At 64.5% G+C, this 24,367-nt stretch carries 18 protein-coding genes; 10 read left to right on the forward strand and 8 right to left on the reverse strand.

Annotated elements, in window-relative coordinates; all coding sequences use genetic code 11:
• Positions 1–174 precede the first annotated feature (174 nt).
• Complete coding sequence (locus GJV26_RS21925) at positions 175–753, forward strand: PEP-CTERM sorting domain-containing protein (RefSeq protein WP_155710830.1); 579 nt, start codon at positions 175–177, stop codon at positions 751–753.
• Positions 754–763: 10 nt separating this feature from the next.
• On the opposite strand, the gene GJV26_RS21930 is transcribed toward GJV26_RS21925, so the two are convergent.
• The 5 genes from GJV26_RS21930 to GJV26_RS21950 form a co-directional block, all read right to left on the reverse strand.
• Entirely contained in the window at positions 764–2,377 is a 1,614-nt protein-coding gene (locus GJV26_RS21930; RefSeq protein ID WP_155710831.1) for a methyl-accepting chemotaxis protein, read from the reverse strand.
• 313 nt (positions 2,378–2,690) lie between these two features.
• Positions 2,691–4,112, reverse strand: a complete 1,422-nt coding sequence (locus GJV26_RS21935) for a DUF7133 domain-containing protein (RefSeq protein WP_155710832.1) — start codon at positions 4,110–4,112, stop codon at positions 2,691–2,693.
• A gap of 131 nt (positions 4,113–4,243) precedes the next feature.
• A complete protein-coding gene (locus GJV26_RS21940; RefSeq protein WP_155710833.1) occupies positions 4,244–5,182 on the reverse strand; it encodes a carbohydrate kinase family protein in 939 nt (312 codons plus the stop codon).
• Positions 5,179–6,390 carry an AGE family epimerase/isomerase gene (locus tag GJV26_RS21945; RefSeq protein WP_155710834.1) on the reverse strand — a complete coding sequence of 404 codons (1,212 nt, stop codon included), beginning with the start codon at positions 6,388–6,390 and terminating at the stop codon, positions 5,179–5,181. Before GJV26_RS21945 ends, GJV26_RS21940 begins: the two co-directional genes overlap by 4 nt.
• A gap of 321 nt (positions 6,391–6,711) precedes the next feature.
• Complete coding sequence (locus GJV26_RS21950; RefSeq protein ID WP_155710835.1) at positions 6,712–7,716, reverse strand: LacI family DNA-binding transcriptional regulator; 1,005 nt, start codon at positions 7,714–7,716, stop codon at positions 6,712–6,714.
• 346 nt (positions 7,717–8,062) lie between these two features.
• On the opposite strand from GJV26_RS21950, the gene GJV26_RS21955 reads away from it, so the two are divergent.
• Genes GJV26_RS21955 through axe2C form a run of 6 tightly spaced genes read left to right on the forward strand, consistent with a single transcriptional unit; the run spans position 8,063 to position 16,007 of the window.
• Positions 8,063–9,343, forward strand: a complete 1,281-nt coding sequence (locus GJV26_RS21955; protein WP_173346347.1) for a sugar MFS transporter — start codon at positions 8,063–8,065, stop codon at positions 9,341–9,343.
• Between the two features lie 17 nt (positions 9,344–9,360).
• Positions 9,361–11,595 carry a glycoside hydrolase family 3 C-terminal domain-containing protein gene (locus GJV26_RS21960; RefSeq protein WP_155710837.1) on the forward strand — a complete coding sequence of 745 codons (2,235 nt, stop codon included), beginning with the start codon at positions 9,361–9,363 and terminating at the stop codon, positions 11,593–11,595.
• Complete coding sequence (locus tag GJV26_RS21965) at positions 11,592–12,914, forward strand: glycoside hydrolase 5 family protein (protein WP_229419384.1); 1,323 nt, start codon at positions 11,592–11,594, stop codon at positions 12,912–12,914. Before GJV26_RS21960 ends, GJV26_RS21965 begins: the two co-directional genes overlap by 4 nt.
• A complete protein-coding gene (locus GJV26_RS21970) occupies positions 12,911–14,146 on the forward strand; it encodes a glycoside hydrolase family 27 protein (RefSeq protein WP_155710838.1) in 1,236 nt (411 codons plus the stop codon). The genes GJV26_RS21965 and GJV26_RS21970 overlap by 4 nt, the downstream gene beginning before the upstream one ends.
• A 56-nt stretch (positions 14,147–14,202) precedes the next feature.
• Positions 14,203–14,943, forward strand: coding sequence for a GDSL-type esterase/lipase family protein (locus tag GJV26_RS21975; protein ID WP_155710839.1), 741 nt, complete (start codon positions 14,203–14,205; stop codon positions 14,941–14,943).
• On the forward strand, positions 14,943–16,007 hold the full coding sequence (gene axe2C / locus GJV26_RS21980) for a bifunctional acetylxylan esterase/glucomannan deacetylase AxeC2 (RefSeq protein WP_155710840.1): 1,065 nt from the start codon (positions 14,943–14,945) through the stop codon (positions 16,005–16,007). Before GJV26_RS21975 ends, axe2C begins: the two co-directional genes overlap by 1 nt.
• Before the next feature lie 84 nt (positions 16,008–16,091).
• Here axe2C and GJV26_RS21985 read toward each other — a convergent pair whose 3' ends face one another.
• The 3 genes from GJV26_RS21985 to GJV26_RS21995 all read right to left on the reverse strand — a co-directional run bounded on the left by GJV26_RS21985 (position 16,092) and on the right by GJV26_RS21995 (position 21,009).
• On the reverse strand, positions 16,092–16,769 hold the full coding sequence (locus tag GJV26_RS21985) for a transposase (RefSeq protein ID WP_173346243.1): 678 nt from the start codon (positions 16,767–16,769) through the stop codon (positions 16,092–16,094).
• Positions 16,770–16,896: 127 nt separating this feature from the next.
• A complete protein-coding gene (locus tag GJV26_RS21990) occupies positions 16,897–18,093 on the reverse strand; it encodes an IS4 family transposase (protein WP_155710842.1) in 1,197 nt (398 codons plus the stop codon).
• 204 nt (positions 18,094–18,297) lie between these two features.
• Positions 18,298–21,009, reverse strand: coding sequence for a TonB-dependent receptor (locus tag GJV26_RS21995; protein ID WP_155710843.1), 2,712 nt, complete (start codon positions 21,007–21,009; stop codon positions 18,298–18,300).
• A 464-nt stretch (positions 21,010–21,473) separates the two neighbouring features.
• Between GJV26_RS21995 and GJV26_RS22000 the strand changes: the two genes are divergently transcribed.
• From GJV26_RS22000 to GJV26_RS22010, 3 genes are all read left to right on the forward strand, one after another.
• Complete coding sequence (locus tag GJV26_RS22000; protein ID WP_155710844.1) at positions 21,474–22,232, forward strand: GIN domain-containing protein; 759 nt, start codon at positions 21,474–21,476, stop codon at positions 22,230–22,232.
• 79 nt (positions 22,233–22,311) lie between these two features.
• The gene (locus tag GJV26_RS22005) at positions 22,312–22,914 is read left to right on the forward strand and encodes a tetratricopeptide repeat protein (RefSeq protein ID WP_229419385.1); all 603 of its coding nucleotides are present in this window, start codon (positions 22,312–22,314) and stop codon (positions 22,912–22,914) included.
• Between the two features lie 459 nt (positions 22,915–23,373).
• Positions 23,374–24,354: an NAD(P)H-quinone oxidoreductase gene (locus GJV26_RS22010; protein WP_155710846.1), complete on the forward strand. Its 981-nt coding sequence runs from the start codon at positions 23,374–23,376 to the stop codon at positions 24,352–24,354.
• Positions 24,355–24,367 lie beyond the last annotated feature (13 nt).

A 24,367-nucleotide genomic window follows, 5' to 3' on the forward strand; every position in this document is an offset into this window, starting at 1 on the left:
GGTGTGGGGCGGGCGGCGGCGATGGTGTGCCGGCGTCGCAAAAGCGCCACGCACAGCTGTTTTTTATTAACGCAAATGCATTAATATAATATTATCTCCGGGCTATAAAATAGTTTAATCGATGCAGAATAACTTGCATTGTAATAGTTAATCTTATTTTAATCTGGAGATAATATGCTCAAAAAATCGCTTCTCGTTGTATTGCTGGGATGTTGTACCGCGGCGCAAGCCGATTACCATGAACTGACTGCTACGTATACCGGATTCGCCGACTACAATACGGGCGTATTCGATCCCACCCGCACGGCGACGCTGCATGCAATCGTCGATGACGTCAATGGTGATGGCAAGTTCACAGTCGATGAAGTAAGGGAGTTTCTATTCCCCCATGTATCCATCTTTGCCTCGGACATCGAGACTTACGGGCGGTGCGGTTCTGTCGATCGAGGAAGCTGGTGTCTTGAAGCCTTTTCCTATACCGGTGGCAATTCGCTGACGTTCGATGCACGGTCGCACCGCACGGATTTTGAAGCATCGTCGGGCGGCGTTGCCACCAGCGGCGACGTTGCCTATTCCTATTTCCAATACACGTCGGGCGAAGGCTCCACGTCTTATAGCGGTTTCCGCTGGACCTCCGAGACCACCCTCGCGGTCACCGTCACCCCGCCGGTACCGGAACCATCCACGTATGCCATGCTGGGCGCCGGCCTGTGCGCGATCGGCGCCCTGACCAGGCGGCGCCGCAAGCAATAATTTCGCTCTTTCAGGCCAGTGCCAGCGTCCGCGATGCCGCCGGCGCTGGCCGGCGAAGTGGACTCGCCGCCGCCTCGGCCCGCTCCAGCCGGAACACGCTGACGGTTTCTTCCAGCGTGGCGGCCTGCTCCTGCAGCGCACCCGCGGCGGCGGCGGCTTCCTCGACCAGCGCGGCGTTCTGCTGTGTGACCTGGTCCATCTGCGTGACGGCGTCGTTGATCAGGTCGATGCCCGAGCTTTGCTCGGACGTGGCCGACATGATTTCGGTCATGATGTCCGCCACGCGGGCGATGCCCGTCACGATCTCGTCCATCGTGGTGCCGGCCTGGCCGACCAGCGCCGAACCGGTTTCCACACTGGCCACCGAGTCGTCGATCAGTTCCTTGATTTCCTTGGCGGCGGCAGCCGAACGTTGCGCCAGCGTGCGCACTTCGCTGGCCACCACGGCGAAGCCGCGGCCCTGTTCACCCGCGCGGGCCGCTTCCACGGCGGCATTGAGCGCCAGGATATTGGTCTGGAACGCGATGCTGTCGATGACGGAGATGATGTCCTCGATCTTCTTCGACGACGTGGTGATGGCACCCATCGTATCGATCACCCGGGCGACGATCTGGCCGCCCTGTTGCGCCACCTGCGAGGCCGAGACGGCCATGCTGTTGGCCTGGCGGGCGTTGTCGGCGTTCTGGCGCACGGTCGCCGTCAGTTCTTCCAGCGACGAGGCGGTTTCTTCCAGGCTGGCCGCCTGCTGCTCGGTGCGGCGCGACAGGTCCATGTTGCCGTCGGCGATCTCGTTGCTGGCCACGGCGATCGAGCCGCTGCCTTCGCGCACCACGCGGACGGTTTCGGCAAGCTTTTGCTGCATGCCGGCGAGGCCCTTGAGCAAGGTGCCCATCTCATCGTGACGCCCGGTATCGACACGGCGCGACAGGTCGCCCGCCGCCATCGCGTCGAAGTGCTCGAGCACTTCGCGCAGCGGGGTCATGATGGCACGCAACAGCGTGACGCACGCCGCCACGATCAGCAGGATGCCCGCTGCCACCGCGCCGATCGACAGGCCGAGAACGGTGCTGTACAGGCGCTGGCTGTCGGCGAAGAGCTGCTGGGCAGCGGTCATCTGGTATTTGTCCAGCGCCTCGGCGGCATCGCTGTACACACTGTACAGCTTGGTCATGTCCTTCATCGCCAGCTGGTCGATGCGGGCGGCGTCGCCGGCGCGCAGTGCCTGTGCCAATGCCTTCAGGCCGTTGGTGATCAGGTCCTGGCGGGAGCGTTCCACCGCGTCGGACAATTCTTTTTCACCCGGACCCAGCGGCAATGCCAGGTAGCGCTGCCACGCGGCATCCGACTTTGCCACGAAATCGTCCGCACGCTGGAGCAGCGCGGGGACCTCGGGCGATTCGGGGCGCATGATTGCGCGGTCCTGCACCAGCCGTGCGCGGGTCAGCAGGATTTTCGAGTCGGCGTTCGCCATCGACGAAGCCAGCCGGGTGCTGTAGGTTTCCTCGAGCGCGGCATTGACCGAGTGGATGCCGTAGATTCCCATTGCGCCGGTAACGGCGATCAGCAGGCCGAGGATCGCCATCGTGGCGATCAGGCGGGTACGGATGGTGAGACGCTTGAACATGGAAATTTCCGTGAGAGAGCAAGGCGCGCGGGCCCGGCGAGATCTGGTCGCCAAATGCTTGGCGGGCGAATGCGCGGGGATATGGCGCGGTGCTCTCGGGATTCCGGTCAAAGCGGGGCAGGGAGACAGACGGGCGGTTGGGGCCGTCTCCTTCCAGGAGCGAAGGTCCCAACCTTAGCATGGATGTTGATGCATCGCAACAATCCGGGCGGCAATACTTTTCGTCACTGTTGCATGCGCGCCCGACAGTCGTTCAACCGCCGGCACACCTGCGTGGTTACCTGCCTGCTTACTTGCCAAATTACTTGCCAAATTACTTGCCGGTGTACGTGACCCGGTAGATCCGCCCGGCATGGTCGTCCGAGATCAGCATCGCGCCATCGGCGGCGATGGCGATATCCACCGGCCGGCCGCTGACATCGTCGCCCTGCAGGAAGCCGTCGATGAATGTCGTGGTCGTCACTTCCTGGTTACCCTGCAGCGTGACGAGGCTGACCTTGTAGCCGATCTTCTGCGTGCGGTTCCACGAGCCGTGTTCGGCCACGAACACCCCGTTGCGGTATTGCGACGGGAATTGCGTGCCGGTGTAGAACGCCAGGCCCAGCGGCGCCACGTGCGGCCCCAGCTTGGCGACCGGCGGCGTGAACTGCGCGCAGCTGCGGCCGGCGCCGAATTTCGGGTCTGGCACCACACCGCCGTGGCAGTACGGGAAGCCGAAGTGCATGCCCGCCTTCGGCGCCACGTTCAGTTCGCACGAAGGGTTGTTGTCGCCCATTTCGTCCGGGCCGTTGTCGGTGAACCACAGGTCCTTCGTCACCGGATGCCACGCGAAGCCGACGGTGTTGCGGATGCCGTTGGCCACCATTTCCCACCCCGAGCCGTCCGGATTCATGCGCCAGATCTTCGAATATACCTCGTCGTCCTTGTCGCAGGTATTGCAGGGCGAACCGACCGGGATGTACAGCTTGCCGTCCGGACCGGCCTTGATGACCTTTTCACCATGCCATTTGTCGTTCGGCAGGTCGCCTTTCACCACCTTGTAGGCGGGCTTGCTCCCGTACGTCCTGTCGATCGCGTCGAAGCGGATCACGCGCCCGATCTCGGCCACGTACAGGGCGCCGTCCAGCAACGTCACGCCGATCGGGTTATCCAGCCCCTCGGCGACGGTGACGACCTTGTCGGCCTTCTTGTCGCCGTTCTCGTCGACCACCGCGTACACCTTGCCGGCCTTGCGCGAGCCGACATAGACGATGCCGCCGGGCGAGACCGCCATCGACCGGGCGGTATCGACGTTCTCGGCGTAGACGGAAATCGAGAAGCCCTTCGGCAATGTCAGGCGGGCGAGCCCATTGTCGGCTTTTGACGGCGCGTCTTTTGACGGCGCGGCTTTCGAAGGCGCGGCTTTCGCTGCAACGGCCTTGCGTCCGCCCGGTGCCACGTAATCGGCCAGCGCGGCGATCTGCGCCTTGTCCAGCGTGCCTTCCCAGCCCGGCATGCCCTTGTCCGGCAAGCCCTTGGCGATGATCCGCGACAGGTTGGCGCGGGTCGGCGCGCCGTGCAGCCACTTGTCGTCCGCCAGGCCGGGAGCCGTCGCGCCTTCCAGCTTCACGCCGTGGCAGGAGGCGCAATTGTTCTGGTAAAGCTTGGCGGCGTCCACCGGTGCCGCGTGGGCGGCGCCGGCCGCGGCGATTCCGGCTCCCAGCAGTACCAGGGGGAGGGGCAGGGCAAACTTCATCGATGACTCCGGTCGGGTTGTAATGCCGCCATCATAGTCTCAAGCGGCCCAGTCCTCCAGGGAAGCGCTGATTTATTGCTGGTGGATGAGATTAGTCTTTTCTCATGGCTAAGATCGCCGTGATGAATAAATCAGCGGTTCCCCGGCACGAGCCGTTCGATCGCGCCAAGCGAAGGCGGCGTGGCGCCCGCCCCGATGCAGGCCGCCGCCCCGGCCGCGACGGCGAAGCGCAAGTGTTCGCCGGGCGCGCGCGCCGGCGCGCACAGCAGGCTCCAGGCAAAGCCCGCGATGCTGGCGTCGCCGGCGCCCACCGTATCGGCCACCGGCACGGCCACGGCTGGCGCGTGCCAGGCTTCGTCGCCGATGTGCAGCGAGGCGCCCAGTTCGCCGCGGGTATATAGATACATGGCCGCCGGATTGAAGCCGCGCAGCATGGCGAACGCGCGGTCGATGTCGTCGATTCGGAACAGGCCGGCCAGGTCCTCGTCGGACACCTTGACCACGTCGGCCAGTTCCGTCATCGCCCGCAGCGTGGCGTCGTAGCGCTCGTCCATCAGCAGCCGCCAGTTCGGATCGTAGCTGATGCGGATGCCGGCCCGTTTCGCCTCCCGCGCCAGTTCCACCAGCCGGTCGGCGAGCGGCCGCCGCGCCAGGCTGATGCCGCCGAAATGCATCCAGCGGCAGTGCGTGCGCCAGTCCCCGGGCAGCGCCTGCGGGTCGAAGTGCAGGTCCGCGCTGTCGTCGCCCACGAAGAAATAGCTCGGTGGCGAGAGCTGGTGAACGATCGCCAGCAGCGGCGATTTGTCCAGCCGTTGCAGGAAGCGCGCATCCAGGTGCGAGTCCATCGAGGCTTGCCACAACGCGTCGCCGAACACGTCGCGGCTGATCGCGCCGGCAAACGCGGCCGGTACGCCCAGTTTTGCCATGGCCCGCGCCACGTTCCATGTCGAGCCGCCGGTGCGCGCGGTCCATTGCGTGCGCGCGGTGTCGAGCACGATCAGGTCCGTCAGCGCTTCGCCGGCGGCGATGAAGACCGGCCCGCCCAGTGGCCCGCTCGCCGGGCCGCTCATTGGCCGTTCTCCAGCACCGTGAGCACTTCGTAGCAGGCGCCCATCGTGTGGTAATCGGTCTTGCCGGCCGGGCTCTTTTCATCGGTCAGTTTCGCGTTGTCCGGCCCCAGGATGCGGTACCAGGCGCCATGGGTATGGTCGACGAAATGTTCCCAGCTGTATTGCCAGATGCGGTCGTACCAGTCCCAGTAGCGTTGTTCGCCGGTGCGTGCACCCAGCAGCGCGGCGGCGGCGAAGCTCTCGGCCTGCACCCAGAAGTACTTGAAACCGTCGCAGATCGAACCGTCCGGCGCGAAGCCGTAGTGGATGCCGCCGTGTTTCGCATCCCAGGCCCTGGCCAGCGCGGTGTCGAAGAAATGGATCGCCCGCGGCAGCAGCCAGTCGGAAGGGCCGGCCAGCCGGTCGGCGTGGCGCTCGAGGATCAGCAGAAGCTTGGCCCACTCGGTCAGGTGGCCTGGCTGGTAACCCCAGGGGCGGAAGATGTTGGTGCTGTCGTGACGGTTGTAGTCGGCATCGACAGACCAGTCTTCCCTGTAGTGCTCCCATACCAGGTCGTCGGCGAGCCGTGCCTGCCGCACGGCGATGTTGCGCGCCAGCGTTTCGGCGCGGTGCAGGTAGCGCGATTCGCCGGTCGCGTCGAATGCCGCCAGCATCGCCTCGCACGAATGCATGTTGGCGTTCTGGCCGCGGTAGGACGACACTTTCCAGTCGGCCGACGCCTCGTCCGCGTACAGGCCGTGTTGCGGCTCCCAGAAGCGGCGCTCCATCAGCTCGTATGTTTCCTCGAGCCAGCCGCGCGCTTCTTCCACGCCCGCCAGCAGCGCATGCGAATAGGCCAGCACCACGAACGCCAGGCCGTAGCAGTGGTTGGTGGCATCGCTGACGGTCTTTGCACCGTCGCGCCAGTCCAGCTGCCATGCATAACCGCCGGTGGCCGGGTCGCGGTGCACGTCGCGCAGGAATGCCAGGCCATGGCGCAGGCGCCGCAGGTCGGCCTCGTCGTGGAAGTGGCGGCAGGCCATCGCGTAATTGAAGACAAAGCGCGTGCTGCTGACCAGGTGGCGCGTGTGCGCGTCGTACACCGTGCCGTCGTCCTTGTAGAAGTGGAAGAAGCCGCCGGTGGGATCGAGCGAGCGCGGATCGTAGAAGTTGCGGGTGTCGCGGATATGCCGCAGCAGGGTTTCGCGGGAATGGAAATCTGGTAACATGAATCGTCCGTTTCAAGAGAAGTTTCGGCTGCGCCGGGGGGCCACTTCCGGTATCTGAGCTTCCGGTCCCGAGCTTCCGGTACCTGGGCTTCCGGTATCCGAGCTTCGGTACTGTATCCAGCACGCGATGCCGCACATGATCCCGGGCGCGAGAATTGCTTATCCAATGTGCCCGCACGTCGGGCGCACGGCTCCCCGCGCGGCCAGGATCCGTCCCGTGGCCGCGATTGACGCAGTTATTTCTGCACAGTTATCGACTGCAAGGTTTGATGTGAGCTTGTGGCGGTTCGTACCCCCTGGTCCGTCAACGCATCGATTCGCTCAGCAGACCGTGCTGGCGCGAACCACCAGTTCGACCGGCGAAATCCTTTCCACCACGTCGTCCGTGCGGCCGCCCAGCAGCAGCTCCACGCCCAGCGCACCCAGTTCCTTCTTGTTGATGCGCAGTGTCGTCAGCGGGCGGTGGCCCAGCACGGCCGTGGAAATATCGTCGAAACCCACGATCGCCACGTCGTGCGGCACTTTCAGGCCCTTCGACAGGCAGCAGCGCATCGCCACCAGCGCGGTGCTGTCGTTGTAGCAGAACACGGCGTCCGGTGGTTTCGGCAACGCCAGCAGCGATTCCATCGCTTCCCACGCGCCCTGTTCGAGTTCCACGCCATCGGGCAGGAATGCTTCCAGCCGCGGATCTGCCAGGATGCCGGCATCGAACAGCGCCTGCCGGTAACCGCGCGCCCGCTCGCGGATGCTGTAGTGCGACATCGAGCCGCAGATGAATCCCACGCGCTCGCGGCCCCGGTCGATCAGGTGCTGCGTGGCCAGGTAGCCGCCCATCTGGTTATCCGGGTTCACCGAGTTGTAGCCGCGCAGCTTCATGTCGATCAGCACGATCGGCTTGCCGGTGGCGCGCAGCGCCGACAGCAGCTCCGGCTCGAAGAAGCCGGCGCACACGATCGCATCGGGCGCATGCATGCGCAGCTGGTCCACCAGGCCGTCCGCCGGCCCCACCGCCATGAACGACAGCACGATGCCCTGCTTGCGGCAGGCTTCCTCGGCGCCGTGCAGTACCGGCGAATAGAACGGGCTGCTGGCGGCCGTGTTGTGCTGCCGGTGCAGCAGGAACGTGAGGCGCCGCAGCCGCTTCGGCCGCAGCTTGCAGAAGTCGTAGCCCAGGTCGCGGGCGGTTTCCAGCACCATCCGGCGCGTCACCTCCGTCAGCCCCGGTTCGTTTTTCAGGGCGCGGGAGATGGTTCCCGCCGAAACGCCGGCGGCCCGTGCGATGTCGCGGATCGTTACGCCGCCCTGCGCGGCGGTAGCGGCCCTCATGGACGGCCGTCCTGGGAAAATCTGGTCATCGATCGCCTCCGTTGTGGTGCGGCCGCCTGCCCGGGGCCGCTCTTTATGGGCACAGTCTTGCACAGCGGTGCGCGCGTGGTCAAACAACGGCTGCGCACGGCGCGGCAGTTTAGTCGCATTTACTAAACATGGTGGGCGCGGGACTTCCATGGTGCGCCGCGCCATAGGAAAAGCGGCATCCGGACTGTTTAGTGAACAACGCTAAACTCGCCCCGTTTCGCCGATCGCGTTTGACCCGCGATGGGGCATTATGCAGAATCGTTGCCATAACAACACCCGGCCTTCGCCGGATACCAGGAGACGATCGATGGCACAGATGTCACCCGCGGCGCTTGCGCCGCAGGGCAGCGCCCCCGCGCAGCCGCAACAAACCTTTCCCCTCGTCGTGATCACCGTGCTGTTCTTCATGTGGGGCCTGCTCACGTCGCTGAACGATGTGCTGATTCCCCACCTGAAGTCGGTCTACACGCTCAACTATGTGCAGGCGATGCTGGTGCAGTTCTGCTTCTTCGGTGCGTACGCCATCGTGTCGCTGCCGGCCGGTGCGCTGATCCGCCGCATCGGCTACAAGCGCGGGGCGGTGGCCGGCCTGATGGTCGCGGCGCTCGGCTGCGCGCTGTTCTACCCGGCGGCGACGAGCGGCTACGCGCTGTTCCTGTTCGCGTTCTTCGTGCTGGCGGCCGGCATCACGGTGCTGCAGGTGGCCGCCAATCCGTTCGTCACGGTGCTCGGCCCCCCGGCCACCGCATCGAGCCGGCTGACGCTGACCCAGGCATTCAATTCGCTGGGCACCACGATCGCGCCGGCGCTGGGCGGCCTGCTGATCCTGGAAGGCATGCCGGCCGCCGTCGACGCCGCCCAGCTGGCCGGCGATGCGCTGGCCCGCTACCGGTTGCAGGAAGCGGCCGCGGTGCAGGGCCCGTACCTGGCGCTGGCCGCCGCGCTGCTGGTGCTCGCCGTGCTGTTCGCACTCGTGAAACTGCCGGCGATCGGGCAGTCCGGGGATACACCGCAGGCAGTGCGCGGATCGGTGCTGGCGCACCGCCACCTGGTGCTGGGTGCGATCGGCATCTTCCTGTACGTGGGCGGCGAAGTGGCGATCGGCAGCTTCCTGATCAATTTCATCGGCGAACCGCAGATCGCCGGCCTGGAGCACGGCGCGGCGGCGAAATACGTCAGTTACTACTGGGGCGGCGCGATGATCGGCCGCTTCATCGGCTTTGCCGTGATGCGCCGCGTGAGCCCGGGCAAGGCGCTGGCGTTCAACGCCGCGGCCAGCATCGTGCTGCTGCTGGTGGCGATCCTCGGCTCCGGCGCGGTGGCGATGTGGGCGGTGATCGCGGTCGGCCTGTTCAACTCGATCATGTTCCCCACGATCTTCAGCATGGCGCTGCACCGCCTCGGCGCGCAGACGGGGCAGGGCTCCGGCATCCTGTGCATGGCCATCGTCGGCGGCGCCATCGTGCCCTTCGCGCAGGGCGCGCTGGCCGATGCGATCGGGCTGCAGTGGTCGTTCGTCATACCGGCCGCCTGCTACCTGTTCATCCTGTACTTCGGCATCCGCTATGCGCGGATGTACGCGGAACCACAACAATAAGACCAACGAGGAATACCATGAATCGCAACGCAGCACTCCTGCTGGCGCTGGCCGCATTGCCATGCCTGGCCGCGGCCGCCGATCCCGCCCGGCCGTGGCTGGACAAGAACCTGGACCCCGACCGGCGCGCCGCGCTGGCACTGAAGGAAATGACGCAGAAGGAAAAGCTGAACTGGGTGTCCAGCCACTTCGGCGCCGATCATGGCGGCAACAAGACGAAAAAGGTGCCGGAAGCGATTCCGTTCTCGGCCGGCTACGTGCCGCCGCTTGCCCGCCTGGGACTGCCCGCTCTGTTCCTGACCGATGCCGGCATCGGCGTGGCCACGCAGAACACCACCACGCCGCGCGAGCGCACCGCGCTGCCTTCCGGTATCGCCACGGCGGCCACGTGGAACCGCAAGCTGGCCTACGAGGGCGGCCGGATGATCGGTGCCGAAGCGCGCGCTTCCGGCTTCAACGTGATGCTGGCTGGCGGCGTGAACCTGCTGCGCGAGCCGCGCAACGGCCGCAACTTCGAGTACGGGGGCGAAGATCCGCTGCTGGCCGGCGTCATGGTCGGCGAGCAGGTGCGCGGCATCGAGTCCAACAACCTGATCGCCACGATCAAGCACTATGCGCTGAACGCCCAGGAAACCGGGCGCTTCGAGCTCGATGCCCGCATCGATCCGGCTGCGCTGCGCATGTCCGACCTGTTCGCGTTCCAGGTGGCGCTGGAACTGACCGATGCCGGTTCCTTCATGTGCGCCTACAACCGGCTCAACGGGCCGTATGGCTGCGAGCACCCGTGGCTGCTGAACGGCGTGCTGAAGGGCGACTGGGGTTTCAAGGGCTTCGTGATGTCCGACTGGGGCGCCACGCACAGCACGGTGGAAGCGGCCAACGCGGGGCTGGACCAGCAGTCGGGCCTTGAATTCGACCGTGCCCATTATTTCGGCGGCGCGCTGGAAGAAGCGGTGGAAAGCAGCTTCGTGCCGCAGAAGCGGCTCGACGACATGGCCTTCCGTGTGCTGCGCACGATGTTCGCCAAGGGCGTCGTCGACCATCCGGTGCAGCAGGACGGCGCGATCGACTACGAGGCGCACGGCCGCATCAGCCAGGCCGATGCCGAGGAAGGCATCGTGCTGCTGAAGAACGAGCGGAACATCCTGCCGCTGTCGAGGGAGGCGAAGAAGATCGTCGTCATCGGCGGCTACGCGGACAAGGGCGTGCTGGCCGGCGGCGGCTCGTCGCTGGTGTACCCGCGCGGCGGCAATGCGGTGCCGGGCCTGCTGCCGGCCACCTGGCCCGGCCCGGTCATGGTCTATCCGTCGTCGCCGTTGAAGGCGATCCAGGCCCGCTTGCCGGGCGCGCAGGTGGTGTTCGACGATGGCCGCGATCCCGCCAGGGCGGCGGCGGCCGCGGCTGGCGCGGACGTGGTGCTGGTGTTCGCCACGCAGTGGGTCGGCGAAGCGCTCGATGCCACGTCGCTGTCCCTGCCGGACAACCAGGATGCGCTGATCGCGGCGGTTGCGGCCGCCAATCCGAAAACGGCCGTGGTGCTGGAAAACAGCGGCCCGGTGCTGATGCCGTGGGTCGACCGGGTGGCGGGCATCGTCGAAGCCTGGTATCCGGGCACGAACGGCGGCGAGGCGATCGCCCGCGTGCTGTTCGGCGAAGTCAATCCGTCGGGCCGCCTGCCGGCCACCTTCCCCGCATCGGAGCAGCAGTTGCCGCGGCCGAAGCTCGATGGCGACCCGGCCAGACCGGACGAGCGCTTCTCGGTCGACTACCACGAAGGCGCGGCGATCGGCTACAAGTGGTTCGACCTGAAAGGCCACAAGCCGCTGTTCCCGTTCGGCCACGGCCTGTCGTACACGCAGTTCGGCTACAAGGACCTGAAGGCGCAGCTCGTGGATGGCAAGGTGCGGGTGCGCTTCACGGTCACCAATACCGGCAGCCTGCCGGGCAAGGACGTGCCGCAGGTGTATGTGTCGCCGCTTGCCGCGCAATGGGAAGCGCCCAAGCGCCTGGCGGGCTGGGACAAGGTGGAACTGGCGCCTGGCGCCAGCACGGACGTGACGCTGGCCGTCGACCCGCGTCTGTTCGGTGTCATCAAGGGTTCCGGCAACACGTGGCGGGTGGCCGGCGGCCGCTACCAGGTGAAGCTGGCCCGCCATGCGCTCGATGACGCGGCGCAGACCGTAACGATTCAACTGCCTGCCCAGGTGCTGGACGCGGCAGGCCGCCGGATAACGAAGGAAACGAAAGGATGATGATGAAAAAGATGATCGCACTGGCAGCTTCGCTGCTGATGATGGGCGTCGTATCTGCCACCCCGGCTGCCGCCTCCGCGGCCGACAAGAGCTTCGTGGCGGTCAAGAAGACGCAGTTCACGCGCAACGGCAACCCTTACTACATTGCCGGCGCCAACTTCTGGTACGGCGCCTACCTGGGCGCCAACGACCGCCCGCGGCTGCTGAAGGAACTCGATACGCTCAAGGCCATGGGCATCAACAACCTGCGGGTGCTGGCGGTTTCCGAGAAAACCGACATGAAGAGTGCCGTGCGGCCCGCCACGACGAACGAGCCGGGCAAGTACGACGAGCGCCTGCTGGCCGGCATGGACTACCTGCTGGCCGAGATGGCCAGGCGCGACATGACGGCCGTGATCTACCTGAACAACTTCTGGCAATGGTCGGGCGGCATGACGCAGTACCTGAACTGGTTCGCCGGCACGCCGGCGCTGGACCCGAACGTAACGAAGGACTACGAGACCTACATGCGCGAAACGGCGCGCTTCTACACGAACGAAAAGGCGCAGGCGGAATACCGCAATGTCATCCGCACGTTCATCGGGCGCAAGAACACGGTGACCGGCAAGCCGTATGCCGGCGACCCGGTGATCATGTCGTGGCAGCTGGCGAACGAGCCGCGCCCCGGCAATGCCAGCTCCACGCCGCAGGAAAAGGACATCTACGTGAAATGGATCGCCGACACGGCGGCCTACATCCGCGGGCTGGACAAGAACCACCTGGTCAGCACCGGCAGCGAAGGGCTGGCGGGATCGTCCCAGGATGCGGACCTGTTCGCCAGGGCGCATGCCGCGCGCGATGTCGATTACCTGACTTACCACCTGTGGCCGAAGAACTGGGGCTGGATCGACTCGAAGCGGGTCGATGCCACGTGGAGCGGCGCGCTGGAGAAGAGCAGCCATTACCTGAACGTGCACATCGACTACGCGAAGAAGATCGGCAAGCCGATCGTGCTCGAGGAATTCGGCATGGACCGCGACGGCGCGTCGTTCGACATCAAGGCGCCGACCACGGTGCGCGACCGCTTCTACAAGGAGGTGTTCGACGTGGTCGTCGGCCGCGCCGAAAAGGGCGACCCGATCGCCGGCTTCAATTTCTGGGCGTGGGGCGGCGCCGGCCGCGCGGCGAATCCCGACTACTGGTGGAAAGAGGGCAATGACCTGATGGGCGATCCGCCGCAGGAAGAGCAGGGCCTGTATTCCGTGTTCGATACCGACAAGTCGACGATCGCGCTGATCCGCAAATACGCGGACCGGTTGCAGGCGCTGGAGCGTAAATGAGCAAACCCGTGAGCAAACCCGTGAACAAACCCGCGAGAAAGCTCGCCGCCGCTGCGCTGCTGATGGGCGCCGCCACCGCCCACGCGCAAAAATACGAGGGCCTGGCGGACACGCCGCAGATGGGCTGGAACAGCTGGAACAAGTTCGCCTGCGACATCAGCGAACAGCTGATCCGCGACACTGCCGATGCGATGGTGAAGAACGGCATGCGCGATGCCGGCTACACCTACCTGAATATCGATGACTGCTGGCACGGCCAGCGCGATGCGAATGGCAATATCCAGGCCGACCCGGAACGCTTCCCGTCCGGCATCAAGGCGCTGGCCGACTACGTGCATGCGCGCGGACTGAAGCTGGGCATCTACTCGGACGCCGGCGCAAAGACCTGCGGCGGCCGTCCCGGCAGCCGCGGCTACGAGTACCAGGATGCGCGCACCTACGCCGCGTGGGGCGTCGACTACCTGAAGTACGACTGGTGCGAGACCAAGGGCCTGAACTCGGAAGGCGCGTACACGACGATGCGCGACGCGCTGCGCGCCGCCGGCCGGCCGATCCTGTTCTCGATCTGCGAGTGGGGCGATACCAAGCCGTGGGACTGGGCCAGGGACGTGGGCCATTCGTGGCGCACCACCGGCGACATCACCGCTTGCTGGGATTGCGAGCTGTCGCATGGCTCGTGGTCGTCGTTCGGCGTCCTGAAGATCATGGACAAGACGGCCGCGCTGCGCAAGTACGCGGGGCCGGGGCACTGGAACGACATGGACATGCTCGAAGTGGGCAATGGCCTCACGCCGGACGAGGAACGCGCGCACTTCTCGATCTGGGCGATGATGGCGTCGCCGCTGATCTCCGGGAACGACCTGCGCAGCATGTCGCCAACCACGCTGAAGATCCTGACCAACCGCGACGTCATCGCCATCAACCAGGACAAGCTGGGCGTGCAGGCGCTGCGGCGGATGGCGCAGGGCGACCTTGAAATGTGGATCAAGCCGCTGGCCGACGGCGGCTGGGGCGTGCTGTTCCTGAACCGCGGCGAGCGCACGATCGATTACCGCCACGACTGGCAAAAGTATCCGCTGGCCGATGACATCTCGAAGCACGAGGCGGACCTGAAGAAGAAGACCTTCCGTTGGTCGGAACTGTGGCAGGGCCGCGGCGGCGACACATCGAAGGCGCTCGACGTGAAGCTGGCGCCGCACAGCGCGATGATGCTGCGGCTGAAGGCACCTTGAAGGTCGATGGCGGGGTATCATTCCGCCATCCGTTCACGTACTCGACAGGAGATGGGATGTTGAAGAAGAAGGCAATGCTGATGGCGGCGCTTGGATTCGCGGGATTCGCGGGGTTTGCAGGGCCTGCGCTGGCCGAAGGGCGCTCGTGCGCGCTGAACGTCGAACCGCGCACGGTGGAGTATCCGTGGATGTCGGTCGCGCGCTGGCACCAGATGAACGACGCCCTGAAGGCGCGCGCCGCGCAGGGCGATGTCGATGTGCTGTTCCTCGGCGACTCGATCACCGAGATGTGGGACAGGAACGCATGGGACAGCCACTTCGGCAAGTACCGCGCGGCGAACTTCGGCATCGGCGGCGACCACACCGGCAACGTGCTGTGGCGCCTGCAGAACGACGGCATGGACAAGCTGCGGCCGAAGGTCGTGGTGCTGCTGATCGGCGTGAACAACTTCGGCCTGTGCGACGAGCAGCCGGAGCAGGTCACGGGCGGCGTGAAGGCGGTGGTCGCGCAACTTCGCACGCTGTACCCGGATGCGAAGATCCTCGTCAACGGCATCCTGCCAAACGGGCAATCGGCGCAGGATGAGCGCCGCGCGAAGGTCAAGGCAGTGAACCGGGAGATCGCCGGCCTGGACGACGGCCGGCACGTCTTCTTCCACGATTACGGCGCGCGCTTCCTCGAACCGAACGGCGACATCGCAATGGAAACCATGGCCGACTTCCTGCATCTTACGCCGAAGGCTTATGGCACCTGGGGCGAGGCGATGGCTCCCGACATTGCAAGGCTGGTGCGTTGATGGCGTGTTGGCGATGGCCAGGCCTGATCGTTCCGGTCGCGCTGCTGCTCGGCCATGCCGGCGCGGGTGCCGCCGAGGCGGTACTGGCGGGTGGCGACAGCGTCGCGCGGATGGGGCGCGCGGTCATTGCTGCCGATGGCGGGGTGCGCTTTGCCTATCCGGGCGTTACATCCTTCATCCGTTTCGAAGGGCGCGAGCTCGTGCTCGATGCCTCCACCATGGGTGACAAGAGCTACCTGGACGTGATCGTCGACGGCGGCCCGGTGCGCACCATTCACTTGTCCCGCGAACGCGCGGCTTACCGGCTGGTGGACGGTGCTCCCTTGAGCGGTAGCCACATCGTGCAGGTGCTGCACCGCTCCGAAACGTGGCATGGCGTCGTCACGCTGCATGGCTTTTCCACCGACGGGCGCGTGCTCGCGCCGCCCGCCCTGCCGGCACGCCGGCTGCTGTTCCTGGGCGACTCCGTCACATGCGGAGAGGCGCTCGAACGCGAACCACCCGGCCCCAAGCAGGCCGTTTGGTGGAACCCCCGGCTGTCGTACGGCATGCTGGCCGGCGCCGCGCTCGACGCGCAGGTGCAGCTGGTCTGCCATGGCGGCCGCGGCCTGGTGCGCAGCTGGAACGGCCGCACCGACGAATTCAACCTCGACCGTCTTTACACGCTGGCGATCGCCGATCCTTCCGCGCCTTCGGCATGGGACCAGCACCGCTATGCGCCCGACCTGATCGTCAGCGCGATCGGCACGAACGATTTCAACCAGGGCATTCCCGACCGTGCCCGGTACGTGGAAGCCTATGTCGCCCTGGTCAGCACGCTGCTGCGCGACCATCCGCAAGCGACGATCGTGCTGACCGAAGGCGCCATCCTCGACGGCGACAGGAAGGCCGCGCTGGCCGCGTACATCACCGAAACCCTCGCCCGCGTCGGCAGCCCGCGCGTGCATCACATCCCCTCCCGCCACTACCCCGGCGACACCCAGGACGCCCACCCCACCCGCGACCAGCACCGGCAAATGGCCGCCGACCTCGCAGCACCGCTGCGCCAACTGATGAGCTGGTAGCAAACCAACACCGGGGACAGTCCCCGAATTCCCCAAAACCGGGGTCAGACCCCAATTTTAAGAAATATTGCTAAAAACCAGGGGTCAGATCCCAAACTCTGGAAATTTTCCAGGTTCGCTGGCTGGTGTTTTTGACTTCCGTCGTGTGTCGGGTGGCAAGCCAACCGGATGGTTGCCGATGACTGCTTGGCGGATTGCCTGCAGGTGATCCGGAGAAATTGGAACAGAAAGCAATTGGCGGTATATCTCGTGCCGAGCGGCCGTCAGCTTGCTCAAGTCAAGATAGACGGAATGGGGCGTTAGCAGATCGTCGGGCTGTACGCCTGCATTGCCGGCGTAGCTCGACCACCGATACTCATCGGCCGAGCTAACCATGGCTGCGCGCACCGGATTCAGTTCGATATAACGCTGGCAGATAAGGGCATATCGATCGACCGGAACTGGACTGGATCGGAATCTGCCCTCCCACCAAGTACCTTTTCGCTCGAATCGTCGATTGAGATATTGCGTATATTTTTGCGAAACCCCCTTCATCATGGCGGATATTGGCATGACGTCGTCAGCTGAAACAAGCAGATGTATGTGATTGGTCATCAACACGTAGGCATGTGTCGCGACACCATTGAAGCGCGAGTATTCGCGTACACAGTCGAGGTAGACGAGATAATCCGACCGGTGAAAAAAGCAGGGCTGGCGGAGATGTCCGCGTTGAATGATATGAAGGGGACAGCCAGGTAAATGCAGTCGGGCTTGGCTGGCCATGCGTCGCTCCTTGATCGAAAGGCCCAACTGTGCCATGCGCTCTCAAGACTCTGACTGACCCTGCTCAAAGGCATGGGTACTGAAAATGCGCGGCAATGTTTCCAGAAAATGGGGTCTGACCCTGAGCCTACCCCTCGAATTCCCAAGTGCGGACCATCGAAACGAGTTCGATAAATGCATATTTGATGGCCGATGGGGAGAGTCTGGGTCGACGATAGTCGTCGACCCAGTGCATTGCCAACGAGAAGATTGAAAGGCAGCTGCCTGCCTTGGGATGGCTGCCGTAGTGGACTTCATAGCCAGCCGCTCGTGCCGCTAAGCCGATCAGCCATAAGGCATAAGTGAGCAATGCACCGATTAGTAAAAGTGCCGCCAGACGAAGCAGGCTTGTAGTCTGGCTATGTCGCAGTGCCATTCCCCATTTGGCATTCTTCAGGTCGCGGAAAGTCTGCTCGATTTGCATGCGCCCAGAGTAAATTTTGATGATGTCGTCTGCACGAAGCTGTGCCAGTGCTGGCGAAACGGCGAGTAGCCAAGGCTCACATTGGGCAGCGCTGTTTTTCTTGCTGTGGCGCGCGCGCGCAGGTTGACCGGATTTCGTCAAGCAATGCCGTCCTTTCGATTTGGACTTGTACAGCACTAATCGGCAGTCGACAGGGTTGGAGCGGACATGAAAAAAATAGCCCAAATCGCGCGCTTTTGCGGTAGCTCTTGAGTACAAGCTTTTGCAGCCGAACCAGTCGTTGCCGTTCTGTTGGCACACCAAATCACGGTTGCGTATCCGTCCGACCCAGCCAAAGCCGAGCTGATTGAGCGTTTTAAACCACGTAGCACGAAATCCTGCATCGGTGATGATGATGGCGCGACAGTGCGCTGGCAGGATGGTTTTCAGGGTCTTCATGAAGCACTTATGGACCAAAGATGCCGCGAGCCTCTCCTGAGGGTGGACCTCCTCGTAGAGCGTAAAGGCGCGTCCTTCGATGATGGCTGCTGCACGCAGCAATTGAGCACTGCCATCTGCGCGAATTTCTGACCAATCTACTGCTACCTGCACGTATTGCCTGGATTGAAGAAGGCGTTGGCTCATTGCTCGGTATATCTGCACCCGCTCTTTGGCCAGATGGGGATTGCTCAGCAAACGGTCACAGCACTTGATGCGATGCCGAAGACTTGTTTGTGACCTGAGCTGCTTACCGATGCGTACAACGCCCAGCCCGGCACGAGCTACAGCTTGCACAATTTGAGCTAGGCAAGCTCGGCGTTTAGCGTGAATTGATGGGCACTCCTGCCCCAACAATCGTTGTATGATTTGGCGTGCATGCATGGTCCGTGCCTTTCATTTGCAGTTTGGTCGCTACGAATGAAAGGGCTAACACGGCCATGCATGTGCCGTTTTTGGGATTGAAGTTAACAGCTTCCCATATGGTTTACAACAAAAATTCGAGGGGTAGGCTCAGGGTCTGACCCCGGTTTTTGGAAACAAAAAAGCCGCGCGGAGCGCGGCTGCAAGGTGATGCGAGCGGGAGGATTAGTACTCGGCGCCGATCCGGATGCCGAACATCCGCGGTTCGACGAAGTAGGCTTTCATGAAGCCGCCGTAGACCGATTCGCGGTTCTGCGCGGCATGCTTGTTCGCTGCGTTGCGCACGTACAGTTCGGCATGCCATTTGTCGTCCGGCGCGTCGATGCGGGCCGAAAGGTCCGTCATGGCATAGGCTTTCTGGAAGCGGCCGACCGTGCCGAAGTCGGAGTTGCGCAGGTCGAAGTAGGCCTTGTCGCGCCAGTTCACCTTGATGTAGGGCGTGATGCGGTAGCCGTTTTCGAAGGCGAATTCCTGCGAGAAGTTCAGATTGACCTGGTACTTCGGCGTGTTCGGCAGGTGGTTGCCGTCGATGTTGTACAGGCGGCGGCCCAGCAGTTCCTTTTCGGGACCGGTGTATGCCGGCGGGCAGGGCGGCAGGCCCAGTTCGGTGCGCACGTCGCACTGGTAGTCGTCGGAGAACTCGGGGAAGTCGTGCACGTCGGTGTTGATGTACGCGAAGCCGCCGCCGAAGCGCGCGCCGCGCCATGGCCGGTAATCCCATTCGAGCTCGAGGCCCGGGATGTCGACCTTGCCCACGTTGATCGTGCGCCAGCTTTCGTACACGTCGCATTTCGGCTGGTCGGAAGGGCAGGGCAGGCCGTTGTCCGGGATGATCTGGTTGACGAAGTAGGTGCCGGTCAGCTGCATGTCCTTGTACTTCATCCAGAACGCGGTGGCCGACAGCGACAGCGTGTTGTTCAGGAACTTGCCCTTGTAGCCCAGCTCGAAGTTCGTCACCGTCTCGGGGCCGTACGGCATGAACGTCACGACGCCCGGCTTGCCGTCGGCGCACAGGTGGTAGTTGCAGCTGTCCGACTTGTCCGCGAAGCCGCCGGCCTTGTAGCCGGTTGATACCGACGCATAGCCCATCTGGTTCGCCGTGAACTGCTTCTGCAGGCCCACGCGCCACGTGACCTTCTTCCAGGTTTCCTTGTGGTCGTTCGATGTGGGCGAACCATACAGCCGGTACGCGGCGACACTGCCGCCCATCGCGTCCGTCAGGTCGGTGCCGTTGTGGACACGGAAGCCCGGCGTGCCGGGGGTGCCCTGGCTGTACAGGCCATTGTAGTAGGCCGGATCGCCTTTCCAGTTGGCGCCGTACACCTCGCCGCCCTTGTCTTCCTTGCTGTCGCTGCTGTAGCGGGCGCCCAGCGTGCCGGTCCACGTCGGCATGAATTTCCAGTCGGCCTGCGCGAACACGGCCTTGGCATCGACCTGGCGGTTCGGCTGGTGATACAGCACCGAGCCCACGTCGCCGTACGGCTTCTGGATCGTGTTGGTCTGTTCATAGTCGATGCGGTTACGTTCGTGCATCCAGAACAGCCCGCCGACGTACTGCAGGTTGCCCACCGTCTGCTTCAGCTGCGCCTCGTGCACCGTCGACAGGTAGCGCGACGACAGCGTGCGATGGAAGGAGTCGGTCAGCGGCCAGGTGCCCCAGTTGCCGTCCGCCGTGTTCGGGTAGGCGCCGTTGATCTGGAACGGCGCGGCGTGCTGCATGCCCATTTCATCGTCGGTCCGCTCGGAGCGCTTCTGGTCGGCCACCTGGAACGTGTAGTCGAAGGTCGTGGTCGGATTGATCGTCCACGACAGGCCGGTGCGCAGCGTCCGGATCTGCATGTCCACCTCGCCGGGCACGTTGACGAGCAGGTCCCACTTGCCCGTGCCGGGCGCGCAGCTGTAGCGCGTGCCGGCGGAGGCGTCGCAGTCGCGGAACGCGGCGCCGCCGGCGCCGTTGTCCTGGAAGTGTTCGTAGGCGGCCTTCAGCGTGATGTCGCTGTTGACCTTGTACAGCGCCGACAGGCGCGCGGCCCACTGGTCCTGGTTGGTGTAGTACTTGTCCTTGCCGATCACCTTGTTGAAGCGCTGGTCGACGTCCGGAATGCCATCCGGGATCCAGCCCAGCTGCGGCGCATTCGCTTCGGACAGATCGCGCTTCTGGTTGGCGTAGCCGTCGCGCGTGACCTTCATGAAGGTGCCGCGCAGGGCCAGCTGGTCGTTGACCTTCACGTTCTGGACGACGGTGACCTGCTTCTTGCGGTAGTTGCCGATGTCGATATCGGCCTTGCCGTAGTTGCCGGAAAAGTCCGGCTTGGCGGAGATGACGTTGATGCTGCCGCCGGTGGAATTACGGCCGAACAGCGTGCCCTGCGGACCGCGCAGCACTTCCACCTGGTCGACGTCGAACATCAGCGCCTGCGCGCCCTGCGGCCGCGGCGAGTACATGCCATCCACATGGAAGCCCACGGCCGGGTCGCCCGTCTCCGTGAAGTTGGTCGACGTGATGCCGCGGATCGTGATCTGCACGGCGGAATCGAGGCCCGTGCTTTCGATGACCACGTTCGGGATTTCGCCGGTGAGGTCCTTCAGGCTGGTCGCGCCCTTGCGCGTCAGCTGCTCCTGGCTGAACGCCGATACCGCCAGCGGCGTCCTGAGCAGCGAGGTCGAATAGCGCGTCGCCGTTACCTTCACTTCGGGAATCTGGTCGCCGCCGCTGGTCGGCCCCAGCGTGGGCGCCTCGGCCGCCGGCGTGCCGGCGGAATCGGCGGCAGGATTGACACCGGCATTCGCGCCGGCCTGGGCGTGCACGCCGCACGCGGCCAGGCTGCAGGCACTGGCCACGGCCAGGCTCATCAGGGTTCGCTTGGTGGATCGCATTTCGTCTCCTTGGAATATTGGCCGGGGCGGCCTTATAAGCGAGACGAGTATTAATTTTTAAAAAAGCAAGATCAAGCAATTCCCCAAATGCCGCCGCAGTTTAATCCGTTTTACTAAACAGCCGTGGCATGCCGCCGCGACGGGGGCGCCAACGCCCGCCAATCCCGACCCCGGCTGTTGCGTGAAGAGCGACGGCATGCGCGGCCGGGGGCATGTTTTTGTCGCCCGGTCGCCGTATTCTGCATTTCATCGCATGGTGCCCCGGGGCGGTCGCCCTGGACGATAATATTCACCATCGATCCATGCACCCGAAGGAAAATGACAATGATCGCCGCACACCATGTTCGTCGCACCGGCTGCCCCGTCATCCGTCATGCCTTCCGGGGTGCCCCGGCGGCTGCCGGCCGCTGACCGGCCGCGCCATCGCCCACCCATTGCAGAACACCCCGTACCAAGGAAGCTCCATGCACAAACCACTCAGCTTTGCCCTCCTGATGACAACCCTGTGGCTGGTGTTCGGCACCGTCAGCGCCGAAGAAGCCACCGAGACCAGGGCCGTCGATGCCCGGGTCATGCGCGTCAGGCTGGACGGCGTGATCAACCTGAAGCTGAGCCAGGGCGCCGTGCCGTCGCTGCACATCATCGGCGACGGGCGCCATGTCGGCAAGGTGACCACGGTGCAGACGGGCGACACGCTGCAGATCGATACCGAGAATCGCGGCATCAAGGTCAACCGCTCGTCGGTACGGGCCGAGCTGGTGCTGCCGCAACTGCGCGAGCTGGTATCCGAAGGCGTGGGCACCACCGAGGTCAGCGGCTTTTCCGGCGACGACATCGACATCACGCTGGACGGCGCCGGCAGCATGAAGATCGTCAGCGCGTTCAGGCGCCTGAAGGCGAACCTGGGCGGCGTGGGCAGCATGCACGTGTGGGTGGCGGACAGCGACAGCGTCGACCTCGACCTGCGCGGCGCCGGCTACGTGACGATCGGCGGCCGCAGCAGGATGCTGCGCGCGTCGCTGGGCGGGCTGGGCGGCCTGAATGCGCAGCAGTTCCAGGCCGATACGGTGGACATCGATCTCTCCGGCCTCGGCAACGCCACCGTGAACGCGCGCACCAATGCCAAACTGCACCTGTCGGGGCTCGGTTCGGTCACGGTGTACGGCAAGCCGCTGAACCGCAACGTCAGTGTCGACGGGCTTGGCAAGGTCAGCTGGAAGTAACCGGGGCGGCGCTCAACGCGAACAACAAGCAAAAGAACGAATCCAACTTCTCGCAATGAAAAAAACAGGACGACTCATCATGGCGTTCGCCTCCTCGATCGTGATTGCGCTGGCCCTGCACGGCAGCGCGATCGCCGGTTTCGCCGAAGGCGCGGCCGCGTACAACAACCGAAACTACGCGCTCGCCTACAAGGAAATCCTGCCCCTGGCGCGTTCCGGCAACGCGGACGCAGAGCATCTGCTGGGCCTGATGTACTACATGGGCCGCGGCGTGCAGCAGGATTACAAGCAGGCGCTGATCTGGCACCGTCGCGCCGCCATGCAGGGCAAGGCGGACGCACAGTATGTCGTGGGCGCGATGTACTACACCGGCAACGCCGTGATCCAGGACCACAGGCAGGCCGTCACGTGGTTCCGCAAGGCGGCCGAGCAGGGGCATGCGGACGCGCAGCAGGTGCTGGGCCTGATGTACCGGTACCATATCGGCGGCATGCCGCAGGATAACGTCATCGCCTACATGCTGTGGAACCTCGCCGCCGCCGGCGGCAATCCGAATGCCGCCGGCCAACGCGCCGCCGTCGCCAAGACGATGACGCCGGAGCAGATCGAGGAGGGCCAGGCCCTGTCCGCCGCCTGGCGCCCCGGCAAGCCGCTGCCGCGCACGTCACGCACGGGTGGGTGAGGCGAGGGTTTCGCGAAGCACTGCTTCGCGCTCGCCGAACGACGCAGCCTTGCAAGGCTGCGGCTGGATGCATGAGTGGTCGTGCCAGTATCGAAGCTACGCCGAACGACGCAGCCTTGCAAGGCTGCGGCTGGATGCATGAGTGGTCGTGCCAGTATCGAAGCTACGCCGAACGACGCAGCCTTGCAAGGCTGCGGCTGGATGCATGAGTGGTCGTGCCAGTATCGAAGCTACGCCGAACGACGCAGCCTTGCAAGGCTGCGGCTGGATGCATGAATGGTCGTGCCAGGATCGAAGCCACGCCGAAGTCAGGTGTCGGACACCCTTCAGGGTGTCGGACACCGGTTATCTCCCGAAGCTGCCAGGGCCGGTCGACGGCGACGGTCCTGCACATCGGAGTACTCCCAAGAAAAAAACCCGACCCTGCGCTAAAATCGCCCTTTCCCTTGAAGGACGACCATGCGAGCAATCGAGATCACCAAGGCGGGCCCGCCCGACGTACTGCGGCTGTGCTACCGCGACAAGCCCCAGCCCGGCCCCGGCGAACTGCTGATCCGCGTGCACGCGGCCGGCATCAACCGGCCGGACGTGTTCCAGCGCCTGGGCAGCTACGCGCCGCCGCCGGGCGCGTCGGACCTGCCGGGCCTGGAAGTGGCGGGCGAAGTCGTCGAAGGCGATTTCGCCAACAGCGAATTCAAGCCCGGCGACCTGGTCTGCGCGCTGGTGCAGGGCGGCGGCTATGCCGAGTACGCGGTGGCGCCGGTCGAGCAATGCCTGCCGGTGCCGCAGGGCCTGTCGCTGATCGAGGCGGCCTCGCTGCCGGAAACGTATTTCACCGTATGGAGCAATGTGTTCGACCGCGCCCGGCTGGGCGCCGGCGAATCGCTGCTGGTGCAGGGCGGCACGTCCGGCATCGGCGTGACCGCGATCCAGCTGGCCAGCGCGCTCGGCCACCGCGTATTCGCCACCGCCGGCAGCGAAGAGAAGGCGCGCGCCTGCGAAAAGCTCGGCGCCGAACGCGGCATCAATTACCGCCACGAGGATTTCGGCGCCGTCGTCAAGCAGCTGACGGGCGACAACGGTGTCGACGTCATCCTCGACATGGTCGGCGGCGACTACCTGCCGCGCGAGATCAACTGCCTGGCGGACGACGGGCGCATCGCCATCATCGCGCTGCTCGGCGGCGCCAAGGGCACGCTGGACATGGGCCAGGTACTGCGCCGCCGGCTCACCGTCACCGGATCCACGTTGCGCCCCCGCTCGGTGGCGTTCAAGGCCGCGATCGCACGGCAATTGCGCGACAACGTGTGGCCGCTGCTGGAATCGAAGAAGATCCGGCCGGTGATCTACGAAAGCTTCCCGCTCGACCAGGCGGTCGAAGCGCACAAGCTGATGGAAAGCAGCACGCACGTCGGCAAGATCATGCTCCAGGTTACGTAATCATCCGGTCATT

Origin of the sequence: Pseudoduganella dura, assembly GCF_009727155.1 — a bacterium.
Taxonomy (GTDB): domain Bacteria; phylum Pseudomonadota; class Gammaproteobacteria; order Burkholderiales; family Burkholderiaceae_D; genus Rugamonas; species Rugamonas dura.